Origin of the sequence: Bordetella petrii (assembly GCF_017356245.1) — a bacterium.
Lineage (GTDB): Bacteria > Pseudomonadota > Gammaproteobacteria > Burkholderiales > Burkholderiaceae_B > Bordetella_A > Bordetella_A petrii_D.
Genome location: NZ_JAFMZZ010000006.1, coordinates 1 through 1,250 on the forward strand (window position 1 = coordinate 1; position 1,250 = coordinate 1,250).

Below are 1,250 nucleotides of genomic sequence, written 5' to 3' on the forward strand. Positions count from 1 at the left end.
CGGTGTCTGGCACCTTGTATCTTGGCACTTGTGGTGATTAGCTATCACCACAGCGGTTCCGGTGAGCTTGTTCTGGCACCGAAAGCGTGGACTTTGCTCCGCAGATGAAGCCCCGGAACCGCCCCCTGTAAGCCAGCTGAACACTGAACGGTAGCCTAGGGCCAGGACCCTGCATGTACAAGGTAAGTGGGCACAGTGGGTTGAGGGGATTCTTTTTGAGGAGCCCAAGTCTATGTTTTTTCTAGGAATTGACGTCTCCAAGGCGAAGCTCAATTGTGCCTTGCTGAGCGCCGAAGGCGACAAGCGCAAGACCAAAGTGGTGCCCAACACGGCCGCGGGCATCCAGGCCTTGGTGGGCTGGTGCGCCAAGCAAGGCGCTACACCGGAGCAATTGCACGCCGTGCTTGAGCCGACCGGCCCCTACCATGAGCAGGCCGGCACGGCATTGCACGACGCAGGAACCACGGTTTCGATGATCAATCCGGCACAGGCACGCGACTTTGCCCGCGCCTTGGCGGTGCGCTCGAAAACCGATGAGATCGACAGCTACATGCTGGCCCGCTACGGCCAGGTAGTGCGCCCACCGGCTTGGCAGCCCGCGCCGCTGCATGCGCGGCAATTGCGTGCACTGCTGGCCCGGCGTGAAGCCTTGGCCAAAGACCTGCAACGCGAGCTCAACCGCCAGGAGAAAAGCGAGTTTGGCCGCTCTCCGGAGCTGGTGGCCGGTTCGATCGCCAAGACCGTGGCGTTCCTGCGTGAAGAGATCAAGCGCCTGGAGCGCGCCATTGACGACCACATCGATCGCCACCCCGACCTGAAGGGAGACCGGGAGCTATTGAGCAGTATCCCGGCCGTTGGCCCGCAGACCGGCAATGCCATTCTGTCGATCATGCATAACCGGCGCATCGACTCACCGCAGGCGCTGGCCGCTTATCTAGGCGTTGTACCGGTGCAGCGCCAATCGGGCAGCAGCCTGAATGGCCGGCCTCGTCTATCCAAGACCGGCCCGGCGCGAGTACGGGCCACGCTCTACATGGCAGCGGTCGTCGCGGTACGGCACAACCCGCATATACAGGCGCTTTACGCTCGCTTGCTCAACGCGGGTAAAAGCAAAATGGCCGCGCTGGGCGCGGCCATGCGAAAGCTCGCTCACTTATGCTTCGGCGTACTCAAGAGCCGCACTCCATATCGCTCTGATTACGCCTTAAGCCCTTGACCGCCAAGACGGTATCTGCGGAGCCAGACACCTG

General features: G+C 61.8%; 1 protein-coding gene. It reads left to right on the forward strand.

All coding sequences use genetic code 11. From position 1 onward, the window contains the following. The first annotated feature begins 232 nt into the window (after positions 1–232). The gene (locus tag J2P76_RS23500) at positions 233–1,216 is read left to right on the forward strand and encodes an IS110 family transposase (protein ID WP_207403706.1); all 984 of its coding nucleotides are present in this window, start codon (positions 233–235) and stop codon (positions 1,214–1,216) included. Positions 1,217–1,250: the final 34 nt, after the last annotated feature.